At 55.2% G+C, this 24290-nt stretch carries 23 protein-coding genes and 1 riboswitch; of the genes, 16 read left to right on the top strand and 7 right to left on the bottom strand.

Annotated features, from left to right (window positions below):
• Nucleotides 1–9 precede the first annotated feature (9 nt).
• Complete coding sequence (locus AC4PCC_RS19945; RefSeq protein WP_492125201.1) at nt 10–447, bottom strand: DcrB-related protein; 438 nt, start codon at nt 445–447, stop codon at nt 10–12.
• 325 nt (nt 448–772) lie between these two features.
• Nucleotides 773–1813 (bottom strand): IS630 family transposase, encoded by a 1041-nt coding sequence (locus tag AC4PCC_RS19940; protein WP_492125675.1) that lies wholly within the window; start codon nt 1811–1813, stop codon nt 773–775.
• 513 nt (nt 1814–2326) lie between these two features.
• On the opposite strand from AC4PCC_RS19940, the gene AC4PCC_RS19935 reads away from it, so the two are divergent.
• The gene (locus tag AC4PCC_RS19935; protein WP_492125674.1) at nt 2327–2557 is read left to right on the top strand and encodes a transposase; all 231 of its coding nucleotides are present in this window, start codon (nt 2327–2329) and stop codon (nt 2555–2557) included.
• Nucleotides 2558–2756: 199 nt separating this feature from the next.
• On the opposite strand, the gene AC4PCC_RS19930 is transcribed toward AC4PCC_RS19935, so the two are convergent.
• The gene (locus AC4PCC_RS19930; RefSeq protein ID WP_492125673.1) at nt 2757–3224 is read right to left on the bottom strand and encodes a hypothetical protein; all 468 of its coding nucleotides are present in this window, start codon (nt 3222–3224) and stop codon (nt 2757–2759) included.
• A gap of 201 nt (nt 3225–3425) precedes the next feature.
• Nucleotides 3426–3917, bottom strand: coding sequence for a type VI secretion system tube protein TssD (gene tssD / locus AC4PCC_RS19925; protein WP_345829927.1), 492 nt, complete (start codon nt 3915–3917; stop codon nt 3426–3428).
• 613 nt (nt 3918–4530) lie between these two features.
• On the opposite strand from tssD, the gene AC4PCC_RS19920 reads away from it, so the two are divergent.
• The 8 genes from AC4PCC_RS19920 to AC4PCC_RS19885 all read left to right on the top strand — a co-directional run bounded on the left by AC4PCC_RS19920 (nt 4531) and on the right by AC4PCC_RS19885 (nt 12095).
• Nucleotides 4531–5592 (top strand): ABC transporter substrate-binding protein, encoded by a 1062-nt coding sequence (locus AC4PCC_RS19920; RefSeq protein WP_492125672.1) that lies wholly within the window; start codon nt 4531–4533, stop codon nt 5590–5592.
• A gap of 9 nt (nt 5593–5601) precedes the next feature.
• Complete coding sequence (locus AC4PCC_RS19915; protein WP_492125671.1) at nt 5602–6417, top strand: alkaline phosphatase family protein; 816 nt, start codon at nt 5602–5604, stop codon at nt 6415–6417.
• Nucleotides 6417–7265, top strand: a complete 849-nt coding sequence (locus tag AC4PCC_RS19910; protein ID WP_492127579.1) for an ABC transporter permease — start codon at nt 6417–6419, stop codon at nt 7263–7265. Before AC4PCC_RS19915 ends, AC4PCC_RS19910 begins: the two co-directional genes overlap by 1 nt.
• A gap of 3 nt (nt 7266–7268) precedes the next feature.
• Nucleotides 7269–8054 (top strand): ABC transporter permease, encoded by a 786-nt coding sequence (locus AC4PCC_RS19905; RefSeq protein WP_492125670.1) that lies wholly within the window; start codon nt 7269–7271, stop codon nt 8052–8054.
• A gap of 2 nt (nt 8055–8056) precedes the next feature.
• The gene (locus tag AC4PCC_RS19900; protein ID WP_492125669.1) at nt 8057–9049 is read left to right on the top strand and encodes an ABC transporter ATP-binding protein; all 993 of its coding nucleotides are present in this window, start codon (nt 8057–8059) and stop codon (nt 9047–9049) included.
• Nucleotides 9050–9172: 123 nt separating this feature from the next.
• The gene (locus AC4PCC_RS19895; RefSeq protein WP_345829933.1) at nt 9173–10798 is read left to right on the top strand and encodes a Na/Pi cotransporter family protein; all 1626 of its coding nucleotides are present in this window, start codon (nt 9173–9175) and stop codon (nt 10796–10798) included.
• Nucleotides 10799–11100: 302 nt separating this feature from the next.
• Nucleotides 11101–11400 carry a hypothetical protein gene (locus tag AC4PCC_RS19890; protein ID WP_492125668.1) on the top strand — a complete coding sequence of 100 codons (300 nt, stop codon included), beginning with the start codon at nt 11101–11103 and terminating at the stop codon, nt 11398–11400.
• Nucleotides 11401–11858: 458 nt separating this feature from the next.
• Nucleotides 11859–12095: a hypothetical protein gene (locus AC4PCC_RS19885; protein ID WP_416249332.1), complete on the top strand. Its 237-nt coding sequence runs from the start codon at nt 11859–11861 to the stop codon at nt 12093–12095.
• Nucleotides 12096–12175: 80 nt separating this feature from the next.
• Here the strand turns inward: AC4PCC_RS19885 and panS are convergent, their stop codons facing one another.
• The 3 genes from panS to AC4PCC_RS19870 form a co-directional block, all read right to left on the bottom strand.
• A complete protein-coding gene (panS, locus tag AC4PCC_RS19880; protein ID WP_492125667.1) occupies nt 12176–13093 on the bottom strand; it encodes a ketopantoate/pantoate/pantothenate transporter PanS in 918 nt (305 codons plus the stop codon).
• A gap of 65 nt (nt 13094–13158) precedes the next feature.
• Nucleotides 13159–14511 carry a lysine-sensitive aspartokinase 3 gene (lysC, locus tag AC4PCC_RS19875; protein WP_492125666.1) on the bottom strand — a complete coding sequence of 451 codons (1353 nt, stop codon included), beginning with the start codon at nt 14509–14511 and terminating at the stop codon, nt 13159–13161.
• A 219-nt stretch (nt 14512–14730) separates the two neighbouring features.
• Nucleotides 14731–14911, bottom strand: a riboswitch (Lysine riboswitch).
• 52 nt (nt 14912–14963) lie between these two features.
• The gene (locus AC4PCC_RS19870) at nt 14964–16769 is read right to left on the bottom strand and encodes a cation:proton antiporter (protein ID WP_492125665.1); all 1806 of its coding nucleotides are present in this window, start codon (nt 16767–16769) and stop codon (nt 14964–14966) included.
• Nucleotides 16770–16987: 218 nt separating this feature from the next.
• Between AC4PCC_RS19870 and pgi the strand changes: the two genes are divergently transcribed.
• From pgi to ubiC, 7 genes are all read left to right on the top strand, one after another.
• Complete coding sequence (pgi, locus tag AC4PCC_RS19865; RefSeq protein WP_492125664.1) at nt 16988–18637, top strand: glucose-6-phosphate isomerase; 1650 nt, start codon at nt 16988–16990, stop codon at nt 18635–18637.
• Between the two features lie 691 nt (nt 18638–19328).
• Nucleotides 19329–19577 (top strand): exopolysaccharide production protein YjbE, encoded by a 249-nt coding sequence (gene yjbE, locus AC4PCC_RS19860; RefSeq protein WP_067704547.1) that lies wholly within the window; start codon nt 19329–19331, stop codon nt 19575–19577.
• A gap of 77 nt (nt 19578–19654) precedes the next feature.
• On the top strand, nt 19655–20302 hold the full coding sequence (locus AC4PCC_RS19855) for a YjbF family lipoprotein (protein WP_492125663.1): 648 nt from the start codon (nt 19655–19657) through the stop codon (nt 20300–20302).
• Nucleotides 20299–21054, top strand: a complete 756-nt coding sequence (locus tag AC4PCC_RS19850; protein WP_492125662.1) for a capsule biosynthesis GfcC D2 domain-containing protein — start codon at nt 20299–20301, stop codon at nt 21052–21054. Before AC4PCC_RS19855 ends, AC4PCC_RS19850 begins: the two co-directional genes overlap by 4 nt.
• The gene (locus AC4PCC_RS19845) at nt 21054–23150 is read left to right on the top strand and encodes a YjbH domain-containing protein (protein ID WP_492125661.1); all 2097 of its coding nucleotides are present in this window, start codon (nt 21054–21056) and stop codon (nt 23148–23150) included. The genes AC4PCC_RS19850 and AC4PCC_RS19845 overlap by 1 nt, the downstream gene beginning before the upstream one ends.
• Nucleotides 23151–23271: 121 nt before the next feature.
• The gene (gene psiE / locus AC4PCC_RS19840) at nt 23272–23670 is read left to right on the top strand and encodes a phosphate-starvation-inducible protein PsiE (RefSeq protein WP_492125660.1); all 399 of its coding nucleotides are present in this window, start codon (nt 23272–23274) and stop codon (nt 23668–23670) included.
• Between the two features lie 91 nt (nt 23671–23761).
• Nucleotides 23762–24289, top strand: a complete 528-nt coding sequence (gene ubiC, locus AC4PCC_RS19835; RefSeq protein ID WP_067704529.1) for a chorismate lyase — start codon at nt 23762–23764, stop codon at nt 24287–24289.
• The last annotated feature ends 1 nt before the right edge of the window (nt 24290 follow it).

The following is a 24290-nucleotide window of genomic DNA, read 5'->3' as shown; positions in this document are numbered from 1 at the left end:
CCTTAATTGTCAGGTGTTAAACCGAAAACTGCCGAGGAGTGCCTGAAAGCACTGGCTGTCCATGTCCCTGATTTTTTCCACACGGGACATAGTGAACACCAGAATATGCTTCTCCGCTGTATTAAAGACGGCCTGCTGCTGAAAGACCTTCTGGTTATCACGAAAGTAGCTGGCATGCACACATTCACCGTGTGCAATATTTTCCCCCAGCACGGCTGCTTCGCGCAGAGACAGTTTCCATCCTTTAAGATGTTTATCCATGAGCGCTGTCTGGCGGTCAATATAGTCTTGCAGCACCTCTCCATTACTGAGGGTATCTCGTGAGATGTTAAATGCGGGGGCGTTCTCGCCGGGTAGAGTAAAAACATTAACCGTGCGGTCCTGATACTGGTCAGGAAGCGTTATCCGGCCTTCTGTGAACAGACAGGTAGCATGGCTTTCGGACATTGAGCAGATTCCCTGTGCCTGAGAAAACGTAAGTTTGCCACAGGGTATGCCCACTGGCTATATGCGCAACCGGGTTTCATTACGTGAGTAGGATCAATGACCATTAATATCGTGAATAACAACGTCGGCGATAATGCCTTGCCTGGTAAAGTGCTGAAGAACAAAGAGGTTAGGAGGATTAGGTTGTTTGTCAATAATGGGGGAGATACTTTATGCAAAGGATTTGTTAATCCTATAAACACTGCTTGTTATGTTAGAATTCAGTATGCTGACGATTGCTTTACAATTAGTATTGATGATACAGTTAAAGAATAAATAACTGCGCTTAATACCGCTTCACTTTCGTTAGCCCGTGTTTGTTGCTAGGGAAAGGTGAAGCGACTTCCATAAATTGTCTGACATTATTCAATAATTGCCACATTGTTTTGCAGCGATGATTGCGCGTGACGGTTTCGTGCAAGGCCAACCATAAGAGCTCTATTTTGTTTATCCACGGAGAGTAAATTGGCTGATAAATAACAATAAATTTCGGATTATCCTTCAACCATTTCAACGTTTTTTTGCTCTTGTGAATGATGTAATTATCAACGATTAGCGTAATTGTTTTTGCACTGCGGTATGTGCTTTTCAACTTACGTAAAATATTGATAAATAAACCTGAGTTCTTACTTGTCCCGCTGACGTAGTCCACCCGGCCTGTTCCCGCATGAAGGGCTCCTGCAAGGTAATGCTTTTCATTTTTTCCCGGCGTAGGTATACGTTTTTGCTGCCCTTTTTTCTGCCAGTCAGCGCCGATTTTGGGATTCAAATCGATATCCACTTCATCCTCGTAAAAGACCGGATGGTCAGCGCAGTTTTTTTCTAATGCTTCATCAATCGCTGCCAGTTTTTCCTCTTTGTGAGGATCGCGAATATGCAGTGTCGGAGCCGCTCTTCGCCAGACAATTCCCGCCCCGGGTAACCAACGGCGAACTGAGCCAGGATGCAACGTTGAGTTAAATAACTTATTAAGTTCAATCGTTAACATCTCGGTGCTCCACCGTGACCGCAGATACCCGAAGTCCTGAGGAGAGCGCTGAATCAGTAAATCAAGCATGCGCAACATCGCTTCCACTGGCCACTTTTTTTGACGTCCGGCCGGAAGACTTTTTAGACCTTCGATACCAAATAATGTGAACCAGTTAATCCAGCGACCGACAGAGGAACGCGCTGCACACAGGGTTTTAGCGACATAACTGAGCGATTCACCACGATGCAACATCAGCATGGCCATAAGGCGTCTGGAATGGTTTTTATCTGTTGTTTTATGGACAATTTTTTCCATCTGGCGTCTTTCATTATTGGGTATCGGTGCTATGATCGGCATAACTCAGTCCGGTTGTGATGATTTGTGATGTTTGGCGATTGATCAGATCGCTCAAACCGGATTGAGTTCCCTTCAGTGATCTACTATTAAGCGCAGTTATTTATATCCTCAGTAAAGCATTGTTATCTGGGTTCATTTGATTTTTTTAATTATAAAACACTGCTTTATAATGCATCTCTATATATTTTTAGTGCTGCCGATCATCTTCTGATGAACTATTTTTCTGGTGTGTTAGGAAAAGGTTGGAATTAGTTATTTATCACGAATGAAGGAATAAAGATGAAACTTAAACTGTCTACTCTGTATCTATTAAGTGTATGATTTTTTATGCTCAAGCAGATGTGTTATCTAAAGTCGTTTCTGATAATAATAGATGGGCAGTAAAATTTGCCTGTCATAAAAAGAAAGAAAATGAATCATTAACAAATGTTGAAAAACTTCATAATCTTGTATATTTCCCAGTGTCAGGATACGTGTCAACCCCATCAAATACGCTAATGGGGCGATGGGGCGATGGGGCGATGGGGCCATGGTATGAAACGCATTTCACCGAAACGAAAGGCTACCACACAGGCCAAATTACTCCCTCCCTACAACATGACGGTCTCCGCAGTTGCGCAAATGGAAGGGATATCGGAAGCGACTCTCTACAACTGGCGTAGTCAGGCAAGAGAAGGGGAAAATCGGTGCCGGGTGCAGACAAAAACAGCGAACAGTGCCCGGCGCAAGCCCGCCTGGCGGTGATTATCGAGACCGCCACACTCAGTGAGACCGACATCGCGGCGTACTGCCGTAGAAGGTCTGTATCCGGAGCAGATAATGGGGTTTGAGGGTAAACCGTGTAAAAAACCACGCTAATAACATAAGGTATTGTTTTAAATTAAATTTAATTAATCAGGCATTCGTTAAGAAAACCCGGCAAGCGCCAGGTTTGTTCTGAGGATTACTTTGCTGGGTTTTGTGCGGTTTCTTGTCTGACCTCGTCAATCGTGTCACGCATATTGCTCAGACATTCTGCGGCAGCAGCTCCAGCCTTTTCCAGCACGGGTACTGCCTTCGCGAAATACTCATCAATCTTCATCTGATTTGCATGTGTGATTAAAGGTATACCGCATACCATTGATGTGCCGAACCGCTGCTTTAAGGAGTCGGTACTCTTGTCCAGCGAGTTGGTTGCGTTAATCACAGATATTGGATCTTTAATCAACGCCACGCTAAGAGCTGTAGTCAATTCCTCTGTATGATCAGCATCAAGGGTATCACCAATACTGTCAATTTTCCCCGCAAACGCATGGAGCGTTTTGTTGTCTGCCTGCTCTATCAGTTGGATATAAGCTTTCCATTCATTTGATGATGCCATGCAGGAGGACGAGAGAATGCAGGCTGTCAGCAAGATGATCCGCGAAATCATCTCACTACCTCCAGCGTTTTATCTGTTGACTGAATGATTTTTGTGCGAATAACCGGTTTAGGTATTATGCAACCCTCAGAGGCGAATCCAGGTACTTTCGGCGGCTTCCTTTCCCCGTGTATACGAAATAAAGAGCGGCCATAACTTTCGCCAGAGGTCTGTGTCAAAATTGGTGGTATATCCATGCCATGTGTTGTTCTCCTATGCCGCGCTGCGCTCTTTCCAGGAATCAGAGTGAATAATATTGCCGTCCAGATATTTCCAGGTGATTTTTTCATACGTCATTTCGAGCAATTCAAGGTGATCGTGACGTTCGTAGTCCGGGTCTTTAACATCTTCCATAAAGGGGACGACACAGGTAATGCGGGCATTCTCAAGGAGTACGTTAAAATATTCTTCTTCCTGTCCGGCGTAATTAATGCGATAGAATTTAAGCTCGGCAGATTTTAAGAGCTTCCCGGCGCTGACGAACTGATAAAGGTACGGGCTGGAAGAGTCCAGCGCTTTGGTGAGGATAAAGGGAGCATGTTCGCGAGTGGCCGTTATCTTACCGGACAGATCATCTGTGGGGAGAGATACGCTGTGAGCCAGCGCGGTTATCTCTATGCTTCCCTCGCGTTGCTGCACATCAACAGAGCCTTTGACGGGATTTCCCCCATCGTCCTTCAGCCATAAATAAACAGGTATTGCCATTCTGTGAACTCCTTTTCGTGATTAAAGGGGGAATTATCACTTTCTGTTCCTTTATGGAGAAAACACTACTTGATTTTTTATTGATTTAGATCAATAGAATGAATTGCTTTTGATTTTCGTTTCAGACGGAAATACGTGGCGCGGGATATGCCCGTTTTCTCTGCCACCGTTTTAAATGACTGCCCGCCGCCTCCACGCTGACAAGGATTATTGGTGAAGTAAGTGAACGAGTTAATCGTCGTCTGTGGAGAAAGCTGGCGTCGCTGCCTGACAGCTGGCAGACAGCACAACTGGCTGGTGAACCGCGCGTGATAACGTCCTGCTTATCTCCCTGGTAACGCCCGAAGCACGACGGGGACTATCTGACTCAGCGCCTGGGCTATCAGGCCTCTATTTAGTGCGAAGCTGCACATAAACGGATCGAAAGCCGCGCATAAAGCCCGGGCGGCTGCTATCTCAGTTAAGGGCAGTTTAGGGCTTCAGGTGTTGGCCGCCTGACATCCGCCCATGCCTGCGTCTTTTCATAAAACTGTCATCTCGCCAGGTTAGATTGGCGCGGATCTTGCTGGATTGATCCAGAAATCCCCTCAACGACCCACCCGGAGCAGCAGTGATGAAACCAATATTCGCATCTGTTTTAGTCAGTGCCCTTCTTCTGAACCTCACCGGCGCCCGCGCGGCGGACGGCGACCTCGCTGCGCTGGAGAAAGCGGCAAAAAGTGAAGGGGAGGTGAACAGCGTCGGGATGCCGGACAGCTGGGCCAACTGGAAGCAAACCTGGGATGACCTCAGCAACAGGTACGGTATTAAGCACAGCGACACCGATATGTCGTCGGCGCAGGAGCTGGCGAAGTTCGCGGCAGAAAAGAGCCAGGCCAGCGCGGATATCGGTGACGTAGGGTCCTCTTTTGGGCCGATCGCGGTACAGAAGGGGCTGGCGCAGCCCTATAAGCCCAGCACCTGGGAGCAGATCCCGGCGTGGGCGAAGGATAAAGAGGGCAACTGGGCGCTGGCCTACACCGGTACCATCGCGTTTATCGTGAATAAGGACCAGGTGAAGGAGGTGCCGCACAGCTGGGCCGACCTGAAAAAGGGCAAATACGTGGTGACCATCGGCGACGTTGGCGTGGCGGCCCAGGCGGCCAACGGCGTGCTGGCGGCCAGCTATGCGCTGGGCGGCAGCGAGACCAACCTCAAGCCTGCGCTGGCGTTCTTTGGCGAACTGGCGAAAGAGGGACGGCTGGGGGTAAGCGATCCGGTGATTGCCAACATCGAGAAGGGCGAGATTCAGGTGGCGGTGGTGTGGGACTTTAACGGCCTGAACTATCGCGATCGCATCGACAGGAACCGCTTTGAGGTCGTTATCCCGTCCGATGGATCCATCACCTCGGGCTACACCACCCTCATCAACAAATATGCGCGGCACCCTAATGCCGCGAAGCTGGCGCGGGAGTATATTTTCTCTGACGCCGGGCAGATTAACCTTGCGCGCGGCTACGCCCGCCCGATCCGCGCTGAACATCTGACGCTGCCCGCCGACGTGCAGGCCAAACTGCTGCCCGCCTCCGCCTATAAGAGCGCACACCCCATCGCCGATCCGGCTGCGTGGGATAAAGCCGCTAAAATGCTGCCGCGCCTGTGGCAGGAAAACGTCATCGTTAATATGAAGCAGTAGGGAGTCGGAATGAAAACGATTCTGGTGGTGCTGGACGGGCTGAATTATGAGGTGGCTGAGGCGACGATGGGCTATCTCCAGGCAGAGTGCGCACAGGGTAACGGGCAGCTCTATCAGCTGACCTGTGAGCTTCCCTCGCTGTCGCGCCCCTTGTATGAGTGCATTCTTACCGGCGTCACGCCGGTCAAAAGCGGGGTGGTGCATAACGGCGTCAATCGCCTGAGCCGGGAACGCAGCGTGTTCCACTATGCGCGCGAGGCCGGGCTGACCACGGCGGCTGCGGCCTACCACTGGGTGAGCGAGCTGTATAACCGTTCGCCCTGGCAGCCCGCCCGCGATCGTCATACCGTCGATGCGGCGCTGCCCATCCAGTACGGTCACTTCTATTATGACGACGGCTACCCGGATTCCCATCTGTTTGAGGATGCGGAAAGCCTGCGGCTGCGTCATAACCCCGATTTCCTGCTGATCCATCCGATGAATATTGATGACGCCGGACATAAGTTTGGCCTCTCCACGCCGCAGTACCGTAACCGCGCGCGGATGGCGGACGGTTATCTGTCGCACTGGATGCCGGGCTGGCTGGAGGCGGGGTATCAGGTGCTGGTCACCGCCGACCATGGCATGAATGACGATCGCAGCCACGGCGGCGTTTTGCCGGAAGAAACCTCGGTGCCGCTGTTCGTTTTCGGCCAGGCTTTTTCACTGCAAATGGATGCCGCGCCGCTGCAAACCGAGCTGTGCGGCACGCTGTGTGAACTTCTCGGCGTCGATCATGATAAGCCTCTCTGCCCCGAGCTGCTGGCGCGGCGGGAGGCAGAATGATGAGGGGCAAAGGGTTAGCGCTGCTGTGCCTGCTGCCGTTTACGCTGTTCTATATTGCCTTTCAGGTTGCACCGCTGGTGTGGATTGCCATCCACAGCTTCTACAGCGAGATGTATGAAGCCTGGGGCTGGGGCAACTACAGCGATATTCTGACCTCCTCTTTTTACCGTCAGGCGATGCGCTTCTCGCTGGATATCTCGTTCTGGTCCAGCGTCTGGGGCCTGCTTATTGCCCTGGCGGGCGGGTATTCGCTGCATCAGCTCGGCGGCGGCAGGCTGCACCGCTTCCTGATGTCATTCACCAATATGACCAGCAACTTCGCCGGGGTGCCGCTGGCCTTCGCCTTTGTGATTTTGCTGGGGCTAAACGGCTGCGTGACGCTGCTGATGCACAAATATGGCCTGATGCAGACCTTCAACCTCTACTCGGCCGACGGGCTGATTGTGGTTTACAGCTGGTTTCAGATCCCGCTGGGGATCCTGCTGCTCTATCCGGCCTTCGACGGGCTGAAGAAGGAGTGGCAGGAGTCGGCGGCGCTATTAGGTGCCGGACGCTGGCACTACTGGCGGCATATTGGTCTGCCGATCCTGTCGCCCGCGCTGCTCGGCACCTTTGTGATTCTGCTGGCGAATGCGCTGGGGGCTTACGCCACCATTTATGCGCTGACCACCGGTAACTTCAACCTGGTCCCGGTGCGGATTGCCGCGCTGGTCTCGGGCGATATCTCTCTCGATCCCAATATGGGCAGCGCGCTGGCGATGCTGCTGGTGCTGCTGATGGTGGCGATCACCCTGGTGCACCAGTGGCTGCTGCGCCGCAGCTACCAGTACGCAGGCCGGAGGAGCTGACGGATGTCACGGCGTGAATATCTCTATCATCAAGTGGTGGTGTGGCTGGTGTTTTTGATTCTGGCGCTGCCGCTGCTGGCGACGCTGCTCTATGCGCTTTCCACCACCTGGGGAGCCACCATTTTGCCGCAGGGCTTTACCCTCAGGTGGATGGCGCAGCTGTGGAGCGATCCGCGCTTTATGACCGCGCTGGGCCACTCCCTGCTGATTTGCCTGGGTGCGCTTATCTTCTCGCTGGTGCTGGTGCTGCCTGCCATGTTTGTGATTGCTTACTATTTTCCCCGGCTGGACGCGGTAATGAACGTGCTGATCCTGATGCCGTTTGCCGTGCCGCCGGTGGTCTCCTCGGTGGGCCTGCTCCAGCTCTACTCCGACCCGCCGCTGATGCTAACCGGTACGCCCTGGATTTTGATCGGCTGCTACTTCACCCTCGCGCTGCCCTTTATCTACCGTGCGCTGGCCAACAATATGCAGGCGATCAATATGCGTGAGCTGATTGATGCCGCGCATCTGCTGGGGGCCAGTACCTGGCAGGCCGCGCTGCTGGTGGTGCTGCCGAATCTGCGCAAGGGGGCCTTTATTGCCGTGCTGCTCTCCTTCTCATTCCTGATAGGTGAGTTTGTGCTTGCTAACCTGCTGGTCGGCACCCGCTATGAAACGCTACAGGTTTATCTCTATAACGTGCGCAATGAAAGCGGTCACTTCAGCAGCGCCTTAGTGATTTCCTACTTCCTGGTCGTCCTGCTGATCACCTGGCTGGCGAACGCCCTGAACCGCGAGAGAGGCTGAATATGAGCTGGCTGAACGTCACCCGCCTGAGTAAAAGCTACGGTCCGACGATGATTTTTCAGGATATTGATTTTTCCGCCCGCGAGGGGGAGTTTGTTACCCTGCTCGGCCCCAGCGGCTGTGGTAAATCTACTCTGCTGCGCTGTATCGCGGGGCTGACCCCGGTCGATGGCGGGCAGATCCTCCTGGACGGGCAGGACATTGCCCCGCTGACGCCGCAGAATCGCGCCGTCGGCATGGTATTTCAAAGCTACGCGCTGTTTCCCAATATGACCGTGGAGCGCAACGTCGCCTTCGGCCTGAAGATGCAGAAACTTCCGGCATCCGCGATTTCGCAGCGCGTCGCGGAGGTGCTGGAGCTGGTGGAGATGAACGACTACGCCCGTCGCTACCCGCATCAGCTTTCCGGTGGGCAGTGCCAGCGCGTGGCGCTGGCGCGATCGCTGGTGACGCGGCCACGTCTGCTGCTGCTGGATGAGCCGCTTTCGGCGCTGGATGCGCGTATTCGCCGCCACCTTCGCGATCGTATTCGCAGCATCCAAAAGGAGCTTAACCTGACCACGCTTTTCGTCACGCACGATCAGGAGGAGGCGCTGGTGCTTTCCGATCGCATCGTGCTGATGGACCAGGGCAGAATTGTGCAGACCGGTAATGCCGAGGCACTCTATACCCAGCCCGTCAACCTGTTTGCCGCCGGTTTTATCGGCCACTATAACCTGCTGACGGCAGAGCAGGCAGCGCGGCTGACCGGCGAGACCTTCCACCGCCAGGTGGCGCTGCGGCCCGAATCCGTGGTTTTCTGTCCGTCCGGGCAGGGCATTCCGGCGCAGATACTCGGCCACAGCCTGTTGGGGAACGTTATTCGCTACCGGGTTAAGGCAAAAGAGGTTGAGCTGTGGGTCGACGTGCTGAACCGGTCGGTAGAGAGCCTGCATCCGGCGGGCTTTCAGGTCGGCCTGCTGCTGGCGCCGGGCACGCTGCGCGAAGTTGCCTGATAGTGACCAGATATCACGCTGATTAAACACATTTTTTCACCAAATCGACTACGCTTAAGGCGGTAAGCGGGGCGGACAGAATCGCCCCGATGGCATGTTTGTGATGTAACGAGGTCGATACCGGTGTTAACCCTGCTTAATTTACTTTCTGCCGTGGCGCTGCTGATTTGGGGAACGCATATTGTGCGTACCGGGATTATGCGCGTTTACGGTGCTGATTTACGCCGCGTGCTGAGCCGCAGCGTGGCCAAAAAACCGATGGCATTTATGGCGGGTATTGGCGTCACCGCGCTGGTACAGAGCAGTAATGCCACCACGCTGCTGGTGACGTCCTTTGTGGCGCAGGAGCTGGTGGGACTGACGCCCGCGCTGGTGATTATTCTGGGGGCCGACGTCGGTACCGCGCTGATGGCGCGTATTCTGACCTTTGACCTCTCCTGGCTTTCCCCACTGTTTATCTTCTTCGGCGTGGTGTTTTTTCTGGGCCGTAAGCAGACGCGCGCCGGACAGTTGGGTCGCGCCAGCATCGGACTGGGGCTGATCTTGCTGGCGCTACAGCTGATCGTCGCCGCCGCCACGCCGATTACTCAGGCCTCCGGGGTGAAGGTTATCTTTTCGTCGCTGACCGGGGACGTGATGCTGGATGCGCTGATTGGCGCGGTGTTTGCCATTATCAGCTACTCCAGCCTGGCCGCCGTGCTGATCACCGCAACGCTGACGGCCACAGGGGTTATCTCCTTCAAGGTGGCTCTGTGCCTGGTGATCGGTGCTAACCTCGGGAGCGGGCTGCTGGCGATGCTCAATAACAGCACCGCCAACGCGGCGGGCAAGCGCGTGGCGCTGGGCAGCCTGCTGTTTAAATTTATCGGCTCGCTGGTGGTCCTGCCGTTTGTGGATATCCTGGCCGTCTGGCTGCATAAGCTGCCGGTAAACGACGAAGAGCTGGTGATATTCTTCCACGTTTTCTACAACCTGATCCGCTGCCTGATTATGGTGCCCTTTGCCGAGCCGATGGCCAGGCTGTGCCGCCGCCTGATCCGCGAGGAGCCCGAGAGCGATCTGCGGCTGAAACCGCGCCACCTCGATCCCAGCGCGCTGGATACGCCCGCGCTGGCGCTGGCAAATGCCTCGCGCGAGACGCTGCGTATGGGCGACGTGCTGGACCAGATGCTGGCGACCTTCGCTAAGGTCATTCACGGCGAGGTGCGGGAGGATCGCGAAATTCGTCGGCTGGACGACGATGTGGACGTTCTCTATACCGCCATCAAGCTCTATCTCGCCCAGATGCCGAAGGAGGATCTGCCTGAGGACGACTCCCGCCGCTGGGCGGAAATTATTGAGATGGCGCTTAACCTGGAGATGGCGGGCGATATTCTGGAACGGATGAGCGGAGACGTGGCGGACAAATCCCTTAACGCCGGTCGGCCTTTCTCCGTAGACGGGCTGAACGAGCTGGATGCGCTGCTGGAGCAGCTCACCAGTAATCTGCGCCTGAGCCTGTCGGTGTTTTTATCGCAGGATATGACCAGCGCAAAACGGCTACGCCGCGCCAAGCATCGCTTCCGAATCACCAACCGGCGCTACTCGCATAAGCATGTCGATCGCCTGCACCAGCAAAACGTGCAGAGTATTGAAACCAGCTCGCTGCATCTGGGCCTGCTGGGCGATATGAAGCGTCTTAACTCGCTGTTTTGCGCGGTGGCCTACAGCGTGCTGGAGCAGCCAGATGATGAAAGGGATGAGGAGTAGGACAAGGTCAGCCACGACAGGATTCGGGAAAGTGCCTGTATCAACGAATTACCCGAAATGTGGCTTGTCCGCGGGTTTCATCTTCGTTGGGGCGCGATCCGGGAACGGATACGCCTGTAGCGCATTACGCTTGACGTTCTTTAGATTAGCAAGGGCATTTTCCACTTTTCAAGTCAGTCTGAGAAAAATAGCACCGTAGCAATCATGCTTAATGTTCCGCTATATGAGATGTGATTCACAAAAATAAATATTACGGGCTGCTATAAAAAGCGTTGAATATTTTTTAATTTAAAAGGAATTTTATGAAAATGTTAACAGCTTCCGAATGCAATCTTATATCTGGAATGGGGTCAGCCTCTGATTTATATATGCAAATGGTTGCTCAGGATATCGCAAAAGCTATGCTGGCTAATAAATATAAATGCAATGTTAACGATCTCACTAAAGACGTGATTGCATCAGCATTAACCGGTGGGGTAACGGGAGCTTTTGGTGCGGGAGTCGTTGTGCCGGGCGTGGGCATAGTTCCCGGATGGTTGATTGGAGCCGCTTCTGGGGCTGGTATGGCAGCATTCACATACGGAGTATCATGCTGGTGGTAGAAAATAAATCAAAAAAGGCGATACTCAGCTCACTGGGAATGATCTTTACACTTTCAGTGCTAAAATATTTCACTACTGATAGCTTTTTTGAATACAAGAACATTTTCCAGATTTTAACAACTGCAATTTTATTCGGCGCATTAAGCTACAGGTTCATATTCAGATAAGCCCCGGCGAATCGCGCTGACTCCAACAGGCCGTAAAAGAGGTTAGCCTGGCAATATAAACGGTACGCACATTTTCTTCCTTTCTGATACTGCTTCCTTTCAGATACGAAAAAACCGGCTTGCTGACCTCTACGCCGAACAGGCGTATTTCAGGATGAGATAACGCCTTCACCGCAAATCCAGACTGTTCTGGAATCTCTCTCTGTCACCTGTTCTTTCTGATAAAGAACGCTATGCTCTCCTGTCTGACGATGGTGTTTTTTTTTGATTTTTTTTGAGGATGAGATGGGTATGCGTAAACTTCCAGTATTTGTTGTGACCCTTGGCCTGCTGATGTCTGCAACGTCACAGGTTGAAGCGGCAGGCTGTATCAAAGGTGCCGCGGTAGGCGGCGTGGCGGGTCATATCAAGCATCACGGTGTAGCGGGTGCGGCAGCGGGTTGTGCCGTCGGTCATCATATGGCGAAAAAGAAGGCTAAAAAAGCGGACGAAAAGCAGCAGCAACAGCAGCAGCAGAACGCGCAGTAAAGGACGTTGGGGGGTAATCAGACCGCGTTACCCCTTAGCTCTCCCTTCTCACTCCTGCGAACGGGAAGGGATATAAGCCGTTATTTCTTTTTGACGGGTTTACCCGACCAGTATCCTGCCAGCAGCGATCCGGAGAGGTTATGCCAGACCGAGAAGAGGGCGCCAGGCAGCGCCGCCAGCGGGGAGAAGTACAACTTGCCCAGCGTAGCGGCCAGCCCTGAGTTCTGCATACCGACCTCCAGCGCCAGCGTGCGACAGGTTGACTCGTCAAAGCCAAACAGTTTGCCGCCCCAGTATCCACCCAGCAGCCCGATGGCGTTATGCAGAATGACCGCCGCGATCACCATCAGTCCCACTGAACCGATAAAGCCCTGGCTGCCCGCTACCACCGCGCTGATGATCAGCAGAATGCAGACCATGGAAAACGCGGGAAGATACGGCTCCACGCGCCTGACCACGCCGTTGAGCGTATGGTGAATAATCAGGCCAATGCCGATCGGCACCACAACAATCTTGATAATACTCAGCAGCATACCGACCACATCAACCTGAATATGGGTGTCTACATAGAGCTTAGTCAGCAGCGGTGTCGCGAATACCCCGACCAGCGCCGACACCGAAGAGATGGTCACCGACAGGGCCACGTCGCCCTTTGCCAGATAGATCATTACGTTTGACGCGGTGCCGCTGGCGACGCTGCCAACCAGAATCATACCGGCGGCCAGTTCCGACGGCATATGAAAGAGCTTTGCCAGGCCCCAGGCGGCAAGCGGCATTACCAGATAGTGCAGAAAGGTCCCGGCGATAACCGGCGCGGGTCGCGTCAGCACCCGTTTGAAATCGTTGATATTTAGCGTCACGCCCATGCCGAACATAATCAGCATTAACAGCGAGGTAACCCATGGCCCAATACTCAGAAAGGGGGCAGGGGAGTACCAGGCGGCGGCGGAGAGCAGGACTGCCCAGAGTGGAAACAGTCGCGTAACGGTGGCGAGCATAGCCAGACTTCCTTTTTTCAGTCGTTATTGTGGTGTGCAGGATTTGCCATCAGCATTCGGAAGCGTTACTCGAACAAATTGTGATGCAGTTTCTGAATGACTTTTTCAGCGTCCTGGCCGGGGACCAGGAAGCAGAGGTTGTAGCTGCTGGCACCGTAGCAAATCAGGCGCAGATTGACCCCCTCCAGCACGCCAAACACCTCTTTCCCTACGCCCGCGGCCTGGGAGAGCTTATTGCCGATCAGCGCGACCAGCGCCAGGTTCTCTTCCACCTCGACCCGGCACAGCGACGACAGCTCCGTTAGCAGCGCCTGCGTCAGCAGACTGGTGCCCGTTGAGGTGGAACCGGTGGTATCCAGCGTCAGCGCCACGCTGACTTCCGAGGTGGTTATCAGGTCAACGGAGATACTGTGACGCGCCAGAATATTGAACACTTCGGCCAGGAAGCCGCGCGCGTGCAGCATATTCAGGCTGTGCAGCGTCAACAGGGTTTGCTTACGGCGCAGCGCCAGCGCGCGGAACAGCGGGGGATTCTGTGTCTGATTGCACACGCGGGTGCCGCCCGCTTCCGGGTCCCGGCTCGAGCCGACAAAGACCGGGATGTCGCTGCGCACCGCGGGCATCAGCGTGGCGGGGTGCAGCACTTTCGCACCGAAGGTCGCCATCTCTGCCGCTTCTTCGAAGGTGATTTCGTCAATGCGTTTCGCTGAGGGCACCACGCGCGGATCGGTGGTGTAGATGCCCGGCACGTCGGTCCAGATATCAATGCGGCTGGCGTGCAGCGCTTCGCCCAGCAGCGCGGCGGTATAGTCGCTGCCGCCCCGGCCCAGCGTGGTGGTGCGGCCTTTGGCTTCGCTGCCGATAAAGCCCTGGGTAACGATCAGCGCTTCTGCCATACGGGGGGCAAGCTGGGTCTGCACAAGGTCAGCAAGCAGCGCAACGTCAGGTTCGGCGCGGCCAAAGTGATCGTCGGTGCGCATCACTTTGCGCACGTCAAACCACAGAGAGGGGGCGTCGCGCTGGCGCAGCACTTCGACGAACAGCAGGCTGGACATCAGTTCGCCGTGGCTGACCAGTTCGTCGGTCAGGGCGGTTGAGGTTGCCAGCGCCGCCGCTTCGGAGAGCATGGTAATGTTTTCCAGCACGCGATCAATTTCGTCACGGATAATCTCGGGCTGGGCGAGCTGGTCGATGATGGCATACTGAATACGGCGGATTTCGTCCAGCAGCCAGGCGCGCTGCATCTGCTCCTGGCCTTCAGCCAGCGTGACCAGCAGATTGGTCACGCCCGCCGAGGCGGAAAGCACCACCAAACGCGTACCCGGATTGGCAAGCACCACGTCGGCGCTGCGGTTCATGGCGGCGAAATCGGCCACGCTGGTTCCGCCAAATTTAGCCACTATCAGTGTTTGGGACATGTGTTGACATACCTCGTGTCAGGTTAGTTTGCATCAGCGTTGGCACAAGGGAGGAGCAGAAAGGGGGAAGACGTAGAAAAGCGTTTAACTACGCGTCACCCAGAAGCGCCCCACCTTGTTTACCCGCTTACCTGACGCGGCGGCTATGCTCTCTGCGCTAACTTACCGGTTCACTTTTAACAGTTTATCGGAACGCATTTGCCTGCCGCAACGTCAACTAATCAGGATAGGGCGCGGGATATCGTCGCACGCGCCCGGTGACAACCCAGGGGATTCAGCCCCTGTAGTCGATGCTCACCACGCCGCAGGGTTCGCACCTCGGCGTCGCTCCCCCTGATGTGTTTTCGATGGATTCGGCTCCTCAAACACACTGCCTGGGCGACGCGCCTCTTCTGGCTTGCGCATCAGATACGCAAGTAGCCGACTACAAATATCGGGTTATGCGTTCGCTGTCAATCCCTGCCGGTTGAGGGGATCTCATTTTGCACCAGCGCAATCAGCGTGCAGGGGAGCGGCGGCGTCTGCTCACCCTTAACCGCACTCAGCTTTCCCTGCTCGTTATAAACAAACAGCGGGATCACCCCCTGGTTTTTCTCCAGGTACTCTAGCCAGCCAAAGTTTTCATTCAGCCGCGTGGCTTTGAGCGTCGCCCCCTTCGCCAGCAGGCTGCTCAGCCGGGCATAGGTCTGCTGTGGGCCAAACAATACTTCATGCCGGCGGAAGCGCGGACTTTCACTGTCCCGTCGCCCCTTCAGCGTGGCCCCCGAGCGAATGGCGGCCACTTTATCGGCACCAAAAATATGGCTGAAGTGATAGACCGCCAGCGCGTTCTGATGGCGATTAGGGGACAGGGCCAGCACCTGTGCGGTGTCGCTCAGGTCGAGGAAGTTTTCTGCATACTCGGACCAGGCGTTGCCATACCACGCCGGGATCCCCTCCATGCGCGCCTGACGATAGTATTCCCAGCTGCTGTCGGTGACCCGAACCGGAATATCCAGCTTTTTGAGGGCCACGGCCAGCGCACGAGCCACGCTGTTCGCCCCGATAATCAGCACGCCGTGTGGCTCGCGCTGCCTGACGCGCAGCACCCGCGCCAGCACGGCGCTGGTGAGGCTCTGAAGCACCACGGTGCCAATAATCACCGCAAAAACCACCGTCACCAGCCTGTCCGCGCCCTGATAGCCGATTTTTTCCAGCGTCAGCGCAAACAGCGAGCTGACGGCAGCGGCAACAATCCCGCGCGGTGAGATCCAGCTGAGCATCAGCTTTTCACGCCAGTGCAGGTTTGACCCCAGGGTCGAGGCGGCAATACAGAGCGGGCGGGCGATAAACTGCACCACCAGCAGCAGGCCAATCAGCGGCCAGCCCATCGCCACCAGCGCGCTGACGTCCAGCCGGGCGGCCAGAATAATGAACAGCGCGGAGATCAGCAGCGCCGACAGCTCCTCTTTGAACGCGATAATGTCCGTGAGATCGACATCGCGCATATTGGCCAGCCAGACGCCCATCACCGTCACCGTCAGCAGCCCGGACTCATCTGCAATGGCGTTGGAGAGGCCAAAGGCGGTCAGCATCACGGCAAGCACCGCAAAGTTTTGCAGGTATCCCGGCAGCCAGACGCGCTTCAGCGCGATGCCCAGCAGCCAGCCAAAGAGCGCTCCGGCAATCAGGCCGACGGCGGCGGTAAAGCCCAGCGTCCAGAACAGATGCGTTAAGGATTCAGCTTTCTGACGCAGAACAATGAATTCAAACACCATCAGGGTAAAAATAGCGCCAATGGGATCGATAAGAATGCCTTCCCAGCGCAGGATCTGATTAATGGCTTTATTAGGCCGCACCACGCGCATCAGCGGCGCAATCACCGTCGGGCCGGTCACCACGGTAACCGCACCGACCAGCGCTGCCAGCTCCGGGGGGACGTTCAGCAGCCCCCAGCAGGCCACGCTAATGACCAGGAAGGTGAGCAGCATGCCAATGCTAACCAGATTACGTACCACGCTGCCGAGGCCGTCAATTTCATCAAAGCGCAGAGTCAGCGCGCCTTCAAAGAGGATGATGGCCACAGAAAGTGAGACTAAGGGGAAGAGCAGGCTGCCAAACAGCGCATCCGGCTGCAAAACGTGGCAAAAAGGCCCCAGGACAATGCCGAAAATGAGCAGGGGCAGAATAGCAGGCAATCGCAGCAGCCAGGCTACCCACTGGGCTACCAGTGAACTTAATCCGATGATAACCAACAGCAGTGGGGCGGATAACTCCATAAAATTTTTCCTTTCGACGGTAAGAATAGTCATACTGAAAAGCTGAACGGCGTTAATCCCCGTCGCATGAATTATAAATAACCCCGGACAAAAGGGTGGGAAAATCCTGCCCCTGATAGTTTTAGCCTGTTGCAGCAAAAGAGGTGTTGCAGATGACGCTTCCGCTAACATGGCGTCCGGTCTGATTTACGGTTCTTAAATAAAAAGAGTGTGTTGCTATGAAAAATATCAATCCGACACAAACCGCTGCCTGGCAGGCTCTGCAGCAGCATTATGAAGAAATGAAAGATATCAGCATCGCGGACCTGTTTGCCAAAGATGGCGACCGCTTTGCCAAATTTTCTGCCACTTTTGACGATCAGATGCTGGTGGATTTCTCGAAAAACCGCATTACTACCGAAACGCTTGAGAAGCTCCAGGCGCTGGCAAAAGAGACCGACCTGCAGGACGCCATTAAATCGATGTTCTCCGGTGAGAAGATCAACCGCACCGAAGACCGGGCGGTACTGCACGTGGCGTTGCGTAACCGCAGCAATACCCCGATTGTGGTTGACGGCAAAGATGTGATGCCCGAAGTGAATGCGGTGCTGGAGAAGATGAAGTCATTTTCTGAGCGCATCATCAGCGGTGAGTGGAAAGGCTATACCGGCAAAGCGATCACCGACGTGGTGAATATCGGTATCGGCGGCTCCGATCTCGGTCCGTTTATGGTCACCGAGGCGCTACGCCCGTATAAAAACCACCTGAATATGCATTTTGTCTCCAACGTTGACGGCACCCATATTGCCGAAACGGTCAAGGGTCTCAGCCCGGAAACCACGCTGTTCCTGGTGGCGTCAAAAACATTCACCACCCAGGAAACCATGACCAACGCCCACAGCGCGCGCGACTGGTTTTTGAAAACTGCGGGCGATGAGAAGCACGTTGCGAAGCACTTTGCCGCGCTCTCTACCAATGCTAAAGCGGTGGGCGAATTCGGCATTGATACCGCCAATATGTTCGAGTTCTGGGACTGGGTCGGCGGACGCTACTCGCTGTGGTCAGCGATTGGCCTGTCAATCATTCTGTCGGTGGGCTTTGATAATTTTGAGAAACTGCTTAGCGGCGCACACGCGATGGACAGGCATTTCTCCACCACGCCAGCCGAGAAGAACCTGCCGGTGATCCTGGCGCTGATTGGTATCTGGTATAACAATTTCTTCGGCGCTGAAACCGAAGCGATTCTGCCTTACGATCAGTATATGCATCGCTTTGCGGCCTACTTCCAGCAGGGCAATATGGAGTCCAACGGCAAGTACGTTGATCGCAACGGTACGCCGGTTACCTATGAAACTGGCCCTATTATCTGGGGCGAGCCGGGTACTAACGGCCAGCACGCGTTTTATCAGCTGATTCACCAGGGCACCAAGATGGTCCCCTGTGACTTTATTGCCCCGGCCGTGACGCATAACAAGCTGGGCGATCACCACGCCAAGCTGCTATCAAACTTCTTTGCGCAGACCGAAGCGCTGGCATTTGGGAAGTCGCGCGAGGTAGTGGAGAAAGAGTTTACCGATGCGGGCAAATCGGCCAGCGAAGTTGAACACGTGGTGCCGTTCAAGGTGTTTGAAGGTAACCGACCCACCAACTCCATTCTGCTGCGCGATATCACCCCGTTCAGCCTGGGCGCGCTGATTGCGCTCTATGAGCACAAAATCTTCACCCAGGGCGCAATCCTTAACATCTTCACTTTCGATCAGTGGGGCGTTGAGCTGGGTAAACAGCTGGCTAACCGTATTCTGCCCGAGCTTTCCGGCAGCGAGCAGATCAGCAGCCACGACAGCTCCACTAACGGGCTGATTAACCGCTATAAAAACTGGCGCGGTTAATTAATCTCGCTCGCGCAGCGCGCTAAGCGGGTCTGCAGGGCCGGGGGGATCCGCTTCCGGCTCTGTTATCAGGTCTACAGCGGCCGCGCCATGCGGTTTGCACCGAGGTCTGTGGCTGCACCCCTTTATAGCATCAGCGCCAGCATATTCTGCGGTGGTCCTGGTTGACAGATCCGTATTAGCCCCCCCCGCCTGCTAAATCACTCACCGGCGTTAGGAAAAGCCTTATGCCGCGCATAATTACCCCCAATATTTACTCAAGTCGCCTGTACGAGGATGAGGATATTCTTAAAACTGACCCATAAAGGGGGTTTTCTGGCAGGATAATTCTGAAACGTTTGTGCCGGGATTTCTGCGATCTGACGCAAAGTTAATATCTAATTCATTGAAAAATAACTCTTATTAAGCTTTATCCCTCCTCACAAAGCCCGTTAAGCGATAGCTTCCCCTGAACAAGTCATTAATGGCGAATGGTACTAATTAAAGCCATTAAAACAGTCATAAATTTCAATATGTCGCATCATTTCGATAAACATCACCATATTAACCTGAATAATCTCGATTTTCCGCGCGCGAAGACTCCCCCTTGCCAGCCAGGGGCGCTTCATGATTTCTGGTAATTTATTGCCTTATACTGAACGCGCCTGAAACTCTTCAGGCGATATCCATTCATTCAATGAAGGGAAATGCTATGAAAAAAGTCTTATGTGCTGCTGCAGCCATAGTGTACTTAGCGGGTGCTTCTGCTGCGTTTGCTGCACCAGAAGAGACCGGCACCGCAGCCGGTGCGACCGCGGGAACGCTTTCCACGGGAACCGCGACCGCAGTAGGTGTGGGTGCGCTTGGCGCACTGGTCGGCGTTGCGCTGGCGGCGAGTAGTGGCGGTAATGGTTCCAATACGGGCACCACGACCACCACGACCACAAGCACCACGCGTTAAGTACACAAAATTAATCATAACCACACGCCCGTGTGGTTATTTTTCGACATTGTCAGACTTTTCAGGGACTCACACCGTTGCGCTACATACCACTGTTGTTTCTGTGCCTGTTTCTCCAGGCCTGTACCCAAACGCAAAAAGGGCTGGGAGAGACGGTTAAACTCGCCCTGCTTGGGCCGGATGATGTTCAGGTCTCCGATGAACAGGTTGAAAGCCTTCCCTATGCCAGCATGTATCTGCGCGTCGACGGCGGGCAGCGCATCTTTGTGGTGCTGGGCTTTGACGAAAACGGCCAGCAAAAATGGATCACCCGCGACCGCTCAATGGTGGTCACGCAGAACGGCCGCGTGGTCAAAACGCTGGGGCTGAGAGACAACCTGACTGCGGTAACAAACCTCCAGCAGGATCCGCTGGCCGATCCGCTGCATCTGACCGAGGGAGCAAGCTGGACGCGCCTGATAAGCTGGACAGAGGGCGGTAAATTCCGTGCCGGGACGGCCGTTTCCCACTTCAGCCGCCTGAACGATCGGGTGCTTGATATTGCCGGTCGCCGCGTGGCCTGCCGGGTATGGCAGGAGAAGGTCTCCATCGCCGCGGACGGCAGCGCATGGACCAACACCTTCTGGATCGACACCACCACCGGACAGGTTCGTCAGACACAGCAGAAGCCCACCGGCGATGACTTCCTCGTTGAAACCACAATCCTGAAGCCCGCGAAATCATGAAAAAAATAACGCTACTCCTCGCAGGGATCTCACTTGGCGTCTCGCTAAGTGCTTATGCAGAAAGTCAGGTTACGGTGTACTCCCCCGGCCAGACGCAAACTTCCACGGTTGACCATGCACAAAACCTCGCGCAGCTGGTTTCCAGCCCGGCGCTGATGGGAAAAACCTGGTGGCCCGGGACGGTGATCGCCGAAAAGCTGGCAACGGCGGCGGCCATTCAGCAGCAGCAACAGCTGCTGGCGCGCCTGCAGGGCTGGAGCGCCCGGCTGCGTGCGGATGATGACGGCGACAAGGCGGCAGTGGTCGATAACCTGCGCCAGCAGATTGCGGCGGTGAGGGTCACCGGGCGGCAGATTGTGAACCTTGATCCTGACTGGGTGCGTATGCGCCCGGCAGAGAATCGCCGCCTTGAGGGCGACTACAGCGTCTATACGCTGCAAAAGCCTGTCACGCTGACCCTGGCGGGGCTTATCACCGACAGCGGCAAAACCTCATGGCAGCCTGGCCGCAGCGTGGTTGACTACCTTAACGCGCACGACCGCCTTTCCGGTGCCGAACGTAATACCGCCGTGCTGATTTCACCCGAGGGCAGGGTAACGGAGGTGCCAGTCGCCTACTGGAACCGGCGTCACGCTGAACCCGAGGCGGGTAGCACTCTTTACGTTGGCTTCTCCTCATGGTCGCTGCCCGGCGATTATGACGATCTCAACCAGCAGATTGTTTCTGTACTGACGCACCGGATCCCTGACTGATGAAAAAAACCTGTCTTCTCAGCCTGCTGGCTGTCTCCGTTGCCTGTGCCTGCCAGGCGCAGGCCGCGACCTTTGCCGATCCGGTTGGGCCATCGCAGTCTGACTTCGGCGGGGTTGGCCTGATGCAGGTGCCGACCGCGCGGATGGCAAAGGATGGCGAATTTAGCCTCAACTACCGCTATAACGACCAGTACCGCTTCTATTCCTCATCGGTGCAGCTGTTTCCGTGGCTGGAAGCCACCATCCGCTATACCGACGTAAAAACCCGCCGCTACAGCGCCGTGGACAGCTTCAGTGGCAATCAGAGCTATAAAGATAAGGCGTTCGATCTTAAAGCGCGGCTGTGGCAGGAGGGCTACTGGCTGCCGGAAGTCTCAGTCGGGGCGCGTGACCTGGGCGGTACCGGCCTGTTCGACAGTGAATATGTCGTGGCGACCAAGGCCTGGGGACCGTTCGACTTCACCCTGGGGATGGGCACGGGCTACCTTGGCAACAGCGGCACGGTAAAAAATCCGTTCTGCCAGGCCGACAGCAGTTTCTGTAATCGTTCGAACGGCAACGGCACGGCAGGATCGGTTAACGGTAAGGACCTGTTTAAAGGCCCGGCTGCGATTTTTGGCGGCGTGGAGTATCAGACGCCGTGGCAGCCGCTGCGCCTTAAAGCAGAGTACGAAGGCAACGATTATCAGGATGATTTTGCGGGACGCCTGGAGCAGAAAAGTAAAGTTAACGTGGGCGCAGTCTATCGCCTCAGCGACTGGGCCGATGTCAACGTCAGCTACGAGCGCGGCAACACCTTTATGGCCGGATTCACGCTGCGCACCAACTTCAACGACCTGCATTCTGCCGCCGCTGACGTGCCGAAACCGGCTTATAAACCTCAGCCGCAGGGCAGGTTTCTGGAGCCAACCGTCGTCGCCAGCCAGCTGACGGATCTGAAATATAATGCCGGGCTGAACGGTCCAAATTTACAGGTTAAGGGCAATACCCTGTATGCCACCGGCCAGCAGAGTAAGTACCGCAACACGCAGGAAGGGGTCGATCGCGCCAACGTGATCATGATGAACAACCTGCCTGCTAACGTTGATACGCTGAACGTGACGGAAACCCGCAGCAATATGCCGCAGGTGACTACCGTAACCCGCGTTGACAGCCTGCGCCAGCAGCTGGAAGGCTATCCGCTGGGCAAAGAGAAAACCCTCGATCAGCAGCGGGTGGAGCCGGTCGATCCGGGCCATACCGAGCAGGGCTACCATATTGATGCAGACCGGCTGGACTACAGTCTGGCGCCGGTGCTGAATCAGTCGGTCGGCGGCCCGGAAAGCTTCTACCTCTATCAGGTTGGGGTGATGGCCAATGCCAACTACTGGCTCACCGACCACCTGCTGCTGGACGGCAGCGTATTTGCCAACCTGGCGAATAACTATGACAAATTTAACTACAACGGCGCACCGACCGACTCCACGCTGCCGCGCGTGCGTACCCATATTCGCGATTACGTCGAAAATAACGTTTATGTAAATAATCTGCAGGCTAACTACATGCACGCCCTGGGGAACGGCTTCTACGGGCAGATGTATGGCGGCTATCTGGAAACAATGTACGGCGGCGTGGGGGGCGAAGTGCTCTACCGTCCGCTGGACTCTGACTGGGCGTTTGGTATTGATGCCAACTACGTCAAGCAGCGTGACTGGGACAACATGATGCAGTTTACCGGCTACCACGCAAAAACCGGTAATCTGACCGCCTACTGGCGTCCCTCTTTCTTCAACAATCAGGTGTTGGTGAAGGCGAGCGTCGGGCAGTATCTGGCCGAGGATAAAGGCGCGACGATCGATGTCTCACGTCAGTTTGACAGCGGCGTGATAGTCGGCGCTTACGCCACCAAAACCAACGTATCGGCGGAAGAGTACGGCGAAGGGGACTTCACCAAAGGCTTCTATATCTCGATTCCGATGGATCTGTTTACCGCCTCACCAACGCGAGGACGCGCTCAGGTTAACTGGACGCCGCTGACGCGTGACGGTGGCCAGATGCTCGGTCGTAAATACCAGCTTTATGATATGACCTCCGATCGCGATATCGATTTCCGTTAACCCGCCGCAGGCCGCGTCCCTACGCGGCCTGCAACTAAACTTGTGAACTTCATCACACTAAAGCATATTATCCGTGCCAGGACTGTCCTGACGAATAACGTGTTTTTTTGAGGAAGTTTGCATGATTACCGCTTCGCGTATTGCCTGGATTTTACAGATGGTGCTGAATATTGGCCTGATTATGCTGGCCTGTATTCTGGTGGTTTTTTTAGGCAGGGAAACGTTTCATCTGGCCAATGTGCTACTGAATACCGGGGAGCAGACCTCCTCCTATATGCTGATCGACGGCATTGTTATCTATTTCCTCTATTTCGAGTTTATCGCGCTTATCGTGAAGTATTTCCAGTCCGGCTACCACTTCCCGCTGCGCTACTTCGTCTATATCGGCATTACCGCCATTATCCGGCTGATTATTGTCGACCATGAAAATCCGTTAGACACGCTGGCCTACGCCGTAGCGATCCTGATCCTGGTGATCACCCTGTGGCTGGCGAACAGCAATCGTCTGAAGCGTGAGTAGTCAAAATTTCCGATAATGGCACCCGCAGCGGTGTACCCGATCGGCGACTGCGCTACACTATGGCACCGAAATTTTTATCCGAGGACGCCGTATGGCTGATAACGCGCTGGCACAACTGCGCGCCATGGCATGGCTGCCTGTGACTTCGTCGCTGCTCACGCCCCCTCTGCTTGACTGGTTGATGGAAGAAGACTCAATGACCCGGCGCCTGGAGCGGCACTGCAGCCAGGTGACCGTGGAGGTTCAGCAGGAAGGGTTTATTCGCGCTGGGGAGGCGGGCGACGAGGTCGCCCTGCTGCCCGCAGAGACCCGCTACTGGCTGCGTGAGATCCTGCTATGCGGCGACGGCGTCCCCTGGCTGGCTGGCCGCACCCTGGTGCCGGCGTCAACGCTGAATGGCCCGGAACAGATGTTACAGCAGCTGGGTACGCGCCCGCTGGGACGCTACCTGTTTGCCTCTTCCACGCTGACGCGTGACTTTATTGAGCCAGGGCAGGTTGATGGGCTGTGGGGGCGTCGTTCGCGCCTGCGCCTCTCCGACAAGCCGCTGCTGCTGACCGAGCTGTTTCTACCCGCGGCCCCCCTTTACTCATCCCACCCAATGGACAGGAGCCTGTAGC

The organism is Erwinia sp. L03-1 (assembly GCF_058686115.1).
This window is presented reverse-complemented; position numbering and strand designations above follow the sequence as displayed.